The organism is Aeromicrobium phragmitis (genome assembly GCF_003674095.1).
Classification (GTDB): Bacteria; Actinomycetota; Actinomycetes; order Propionibacteriales; family Nocardioidaceae; genus Aeromicrobium; species Aeromicrobium phragmitis.
The window spans coordinates 1-5,493 of record NZ_RDBF01000019.1; the positions used below are offsets into that span (position 1 = coordinate 1).

The window sequence follows — 5,493 nt, forward strand, 5'->3', positions numbered from 1 at the left end:
GGCGTGTTGCTGGAGACTGGCCGCTGAAAACGGGGGGTGGGGCTGTCTGGTTGGGCGGGTTTGGTCCTGCTTGGCTGGGGGTCTATACTAGATGAGCTGCTGTGGCTGGCTTCCGTGTTGTGGGGGTTGGTTGTGGTGTGCGTCTGATGTTTGAGAACTCAACAGTGTGTCATTTAGTCGACGAGAATTAATTAGCACCCACTTTTTGTGGGTGTCTCAATTCCGAGACAGATAGTTGCCAGATGGTGACGTCTGTGTTTGGGGTTGGACTCTTTGGTTGTTTTTCAACGGAGAGTTTGATCCTGGCTCAGGACGAACGCTGGCGGCGTGCTTAACACATGCAAGTCGAGCGGTAAGGCCCCTTTCGGGGGGTACACGAGCGGCGAACGGGTGAGTAACACGTGAGCAACCTGCCCTTCTCTTGGGGATAACCAGTGGAAACGCTGGCTAATACCGAATATGACTGCTTCGCGCATGCGGGGTGGTGGAAAGTTCCGGCGGAGAAGGATGGGCTCGCGGCCTATCAGCTTGTTGGTGAGGTAATGGCTCACCAAGGCGACGACGGGTAGCCGGCCTGAGAGGGTGACCGGCCACACTGGGACTGAGACACGGCCCAGACTCCTACGGGAGGCAGCAGTGGGGAATATTGGACAATGGGCGAAAGCCTGATCCAGCAACGCCGCGTGAGGGATGACGGCCTTCGGGTTGTAAACCTCTTTCAGCACCGACGAAGCGAGAGTGACGGTAGGTGCAGAAGAAGGACCGGCCAACTACGTGCCAGCAGCCGCGGTAATACGTAGGGTCCGAGCGTTGTCCGGAATTATTGGGCGTAAAGGGCTCGTAGGCGGTCTGTCGCGTCGGGAGTGAAAACTCGGGGCTTAACCCCGAGCGTGCTTCCGATACGGGCAGACTAGAGGGATGCAGGGGAGAATGGAATTCCTGGTGTAGCGGTGGAATGCGCAGATATCAGGAGGAACACCGGTGGCGAAGGCGGTTCTCTGGGCATTTCCTGACGCTGAGGAGCGAAAGCATGGGGAGCGAACAGGATTAGATACCCTGGTAGTCCATGCCGTAAACGTTGGGCGCTAGGTGTGGGGACCTTCCACGGTTTCCGTGCCGCAGCTAACGCATTAAGCGCCCCGCCTGGGGAGTACGGCCGCAAGGCTAAAACTCAAAGGAATTGACGGGGGCCCGCACAAGCGGCGGAGCATGCTGATTAATTCGATGCAACGCGAAGAACCTTACCTGGGTTTGACATATGCCGGAAAGCTGCAGAGATGTGGCCTCCCTTGTGGCCGGTATACAGGTGGTGCATGGCTGTCGTCAGCTCGTGTCGTGAGATGTTGGGTTAAGTCCCGCAACGAGCGCAACCCTCGTCCTATGTTGCCAGCACGTGATGGTGGGGACTCATAGGAGACTGCCGGGGTCAACTCGGAGGAAGGTGGGGATGACGTCAAGTCTTCATGCCCCTTATGTCCAGGGCTTCAAGCATGCTACAATGGCCGGTACAATGGGCTGCGAAGCCGTGAGGTGGAGCGAATCCCAAAAAGCCGGTCTCAGTTCGGATTGGGGTCTGCAACTCGACCCCATGAAGTCGGAGTCGCTAGTAATCGCAGATCAGCAACGCTGCGGTGAATACGTTCCCGGGCCTTGTACACACCGCCCGTCACGTCATGAAAGTCGGCAACACCCGAAGCCGGTGGCCTAACCCTTGTGGGGGGAGCCGTCGAAGGTGGGGCTGGCGATTGGGACGAAGTCGTAACAAGGTAGCCGTACCGGAAGGTGCGGCTGGATCACCTCCTTTCTAAGGAGCAGCATCTACCCGCCCCCTGTGGGGGTGTGGTCAGAGTGTCATCGTTCGTGGCCGTGGGTGTCACGCGGTGGCTTGCTCACTAGTGGACGTCGACTACTTTTTTTGCTTGCCTGCTGCCTGTTTTCAGGTGGGGGTGGGGATGGCACACTGTTGGGGTTCTGAGGCATCAGGCGTTTGTGTCTGGTGGCTTGGTAGGGCTGCACGGCCTGCATACCGCCCGGATGGTCCCGTGAGGGGTTGTCTGGGGTTTGGTGTGGGTGTGGTGTGGTGCCGGTGGTGTTTTGAGAACTTCATAGTGGACGCGAGCATCTTTGTAGTGTTGACAAGCTACTAAGTGCACATGGTGGATGCCTTGGCATCGAGAGCCGATGAAGGACGTTGGAGTCTGCGAAAAGCCCCGGGGAGTTGACAACCGAGCTGTGATCCGGGGGTGTCCGAATGGGGAAACCCACTCAGAGTTATGTCTGAGTACCTGCGCCTGAACACATAGGGCGTGTGGAGGGAACGCGGGGAAGTGAAACATCTCAGTACCCGCAGGAAGAGAAAACAACCGTGATTCCGGGAGTAGTGGCGAGCGAAACCGGATGAGGCTAAACCCCAGGTGTGTGATAGCCGGCAGGCGTTGCACCTGGGGGGTCGTGGGGCCGTGCTGGCTGTTCTGCCGAGCAGTCGACGAGTGAGAAACCATGGGTGAAGTCGAGACGGCTGGGAAGTCGTGGCATAGAGGGTGAGACCCCCGTAGACGTAAGCTCATGGCTCGTGCGCGTTACCCCGAGTAACACCGTACTCCTGAAATTCGGTGTGAATCTGGCGGGACCACCCGTTAAGCCTAAATACTCCTCGATGACCGATAGCGGACTAGTACCGTGAGGGAAAGGTGAAAAGTACCCCGGGAGGGGAGTGAAAGAGTACCTGAAACCATGTGCATACAATCCGTCGGAGCATCCTTGTGATGTGACGGCGTGCCTTTTGAAGAATGAGCCTGCGAGTTAGCGTTGTGTAGCGAGGTTAAGCCGTTGGGGTGGAGCCGTAGCGAAAGCGAGTCCGAATAGGGCGTTTGAGTTGCACGATCTAGACCCGAAGCGGAGTGATCTATCCATGGGCAGGTTGAAGCGCGGGTAAGACCGCGTGGAGGACCGAACCCACCTAGGTTAAAAACTGGGGGGATGACCTGTGGATAGGGGTGAAAGGCCAATCAAACTCCGTGATAGCTGGTTCTCCCCGAAATGCATTTAGGTGCAGCGTGACGTGTTTCTTGCCGGAGGTAGAGCACTGGATGGGCTAGGGGGCCTACCAGCTTACTGAACTCAGCCAAACTCCGAATGCCGGTAAGTGAGAGCGTTGCAGTGAGACTGCGGGGGATAAGCTTCGTAGTCGAGAGGGAAACAGCCCAGACCATCAGCTAAGGCCCCTAAGCGGTTGCTAAGTGGAAAAGGATGTGGAGTCGCAGAGACAACCAGGAGGTTGGCTTAGAAGCAGCCATCCTTGAAAGAGTGCGTAATAGCTCACTGGTCAAGTGATTCCGCGCCGACAATTTAGCGGGGCTCAAGCAACCCGCCGAAGCTATGGCATTCACATATCAGGTAGGCCTTCGTGGTCCAGCCGTGTGGATGGGTAGGGGAGCGTCGTGTCGCGAGTGAAGCGGCGGGGTGACCCAGCCGTGGACGCGACACGAGTGAGAATGCAGGCATGAGTAGCGAATGAAGAGTGAGAAACTCTTCCACCGGATGACCAAGGGTTCCAGGGTCAAGCTAATCTTCCCTGGGTAAGTCGGGACCTAAGGCGAGGCCGACAGGCGTAGTCGATGGACAACGGGTTGATATTCCCGTACCGGCGATAGATCGCCCCTGGCGAGGCCAGTGATGCTAAGTGCCCGAAACCATCCGGACGGCCCTTCGGGGCTGCTGGTGTGGTGGAGCGCATGACCCGAGCTGGTAGTAGCCAAGCGATGGTGTGACGCAGGAAGGTAGCTCATCCTCGGCGATGGTTGTCCGAGGGTAAGACTGTAGGACGGGCAGTAGGTAAATCCGCTGCCTGTGTGTCTGAGAGTTGATGCCACTGCACGTTTCAGTGTGGTGTGAGTGATCCTATGCTGCCGAGAAAAGCATCTAGCGAGATCTATAGCCGCCCGTACCCCAAACCGACTCAGGTGGTCAGGTAGAGAATACTAAGGTGATCGAGTGAATCATGGTTAAGGAACTCGGCAAAATGCCCCCGTAACTTCGGGAGAAGGGGGGCCGGATACGTGAACCACCTTGCGTGGGGAAGCGTTGAAGGCCGCAGAGACCAGGCCCAAGCGACTGTTTATTAAAAACACAGGTCCGTGCTAAGTCGAAAGACGCCGTATACGGACTGACTCCTGCCCGGTGCTGGAAGGTTAAGGGGACGTGTTAGCCGCAAGGCGAAGCGCAGAACTTAAGCCCCAGTAAACGGCGGTGGTAACTATAACCATCCTAAGGTAGCGAAATTCCTTGTCGGGTAAGTTCCGACCTGCACGAATGGAGTAACGACTTGGGCGCTGTCTCAACCATGAACTCGGCGAAATTGCACTACGAGTAAAGATGCTCGTTACGCGCGGCAGGACGGAAAGACCCCGGGACCTTTACTACAGCTTGGTATTGGTGTTTGGTTCGATTTGTGTAGGATAGGTGGGAGACTGTGAAGCCCGGACGCCAGTTCGGGTGGAGTCATCGTTGAAATACCACTCTGGTCGTACTAGATATCTAACCTAGGTCCGTTATCCGGATCAGGGACAGTGCCTGGTGGGTAGTTTAACTGGGGCGGTTGCCTCCCAAAATGTAACGGAGGCGCCCAAAGGTTCCCTCATCCTGGTTGGCAATCAGGTGTTGAGTGTAAGTGCACAAGGGGGCTTGACTGCGAGAGTGACGGCTCGAGCAGGGACGAAAGTCGGGACTAGTGACCCGGCGCTGGCATGTGGAAGCGGCGTCGCTCAACGGATAAAAGGTACCCCGGGGATAACAGGCTGATCTTCCCCAAGAGTCCATATCGACGGGATGGTTTGGCACCTCGATGTCGGCTCGTCGCATCCTGGGGCCGTAGCAGGTCCCAAGGGTTGGGCTGTTCGCCCATTAAAGCGGCACGCGAGCTGGGTTTAGAACGTCGTGAGACAGTTCGGTCCCTATCCGCCGCGCGCGTAGGAAACTTGAGAAAGGCTGCCCCTAGTACGAGAGGACCGGGGTGGACGAACCTCTGGTGTGCCAGTTGTTCCGCCAGGAGCATGGCTGGTTGGCTACGTTCGGAAGTGATAACCGCTGAAAGCATCTAAGCGGGAAGCACGTTTCAAGATGAGGTTTCCCACCCGTCATGGGTTAAGGCCCCCAGCAGACCACTGGGTTGATAGGCCAGAAGTAGAAGCACAGCAATGTGTGGAGCTGACTGGTACTAATAGGCCGAGGGCTTGTCACCCAACAACACGAAGACTGCAACGCGTCCACTATGAGGTTCCCAGACCATCAACGGCAGGTTGATAGGTTGATAGAGTTACGGCGACCATAGCGAAGGGGAAATACCCGGTCACATTCCGAACCCGGAAGTCAAGCCCTTCAGCGCCGATGGTACTGCACTGGAGACGGTGTGGGAGAGTAGGACGTCGCCGGACAACCACACAGCGCGAGGCCGCCCCAACCCTGGGGCGGCCTCGCTGCATTTACCCCCAGGAT

The 5,493-nt window shown here is 57.2% G+C and carries 3 rRNA genes; all 3 read left to right on the forward strand.

The annotated features are described in order from the left end of the window. The first annotated feature begins 284 nt into the window (after positions 1-284). The 3 genes from D9V41_RS16005 to rrf all read left to right on the forward strand — a co-directional run bounded on the left by D9V41_RS16005 (position 285) and on the right by rrf (position 5,432). Positions 285-1,804: ribosomal RNA gene (locus D9V41_RS16005) — 16S ribosomal RNA — on the forward strand. Between the two features lie 329 nt (positions 1,805-2,133). Further along, positions 2,134-5,239, forward strand: a 23S ribosomal RNA gene (locus D9V41_RS16010). 76 nt (positions 5,240-5,315) lie between these two features. Continuing rightward, positions 5,316-5,432, forward strand: a 5S ribosomal RNA gene (rrf, locus tag D9V41_RS16015). The 16S, 23S and 5S rRNA genes sit together here, the layout of an rRNA operon. The last annotated feature ends 61 nt before the right edge of the window (positions 5,433-5,493 follow it).